At 83.6% G+C, this 397-nt stretch carries 1 pseudogene; it reads left to right on the top strand.

Annotated elements, in window-relative coordinates:
- A pseudogene (locus GTR00_RS22625) lies at window positions 1-397 on the top strand (aminodeoxychorismate synthase component I); the annotation flags it as partial.

Below are 397 nucleotides of genomic sequence, written 5' to 3'. Positions count from 1 at the left end.
GCGCTCGGCCCGCCCCGCCGTGCGCGCGGGCGGGCCCGCCGCCGGCCCCGCCCCGCAGCGCACCTACCGCCTGCGCACCCGCGTCCTGCCGCGCGCGGTGGACCCGGAGGCGGCCTTCGCCGTGCTCGCCGGCGGCGCCGGGCCCGCGTTCTGGCTGGACAGCGCCCGCCCCGGCCCGGGCACCGGCCGCTTCTCCTTCCTGGGCGGCTCGGACGGGCCGGAGGCGGAGGTGCTCACGCACCGCGTCGCCGAGGGCGAGGTGCTCGTGCGCGACCGCGCCGGCCGGCGGCGCGTGCCCGGCGGCGTGCTGGACCACCTGGCCGCGCAGCTGGCCGCCCCCCTCGACGCGGCGGGCGGGGAGCAGGACGGGCAGGACCCGCGCGAGCTGCCCTTCGAC

Origin of the sequence: Kineococcus indalonis (genome assembly GCF_009906395.1) — a bacterium.
GTDB lineage: Bacteria > Actinomycetota > Actinomycetes > Actinomycetales > Kineococcaceae > Kineococcus > Kineococcus indalonis.
The sequence above is the reverse complement of the archived record's forward strand: the minus strand, read 5'-3'. Positions and strand labels throughout refer to the sequence as shown.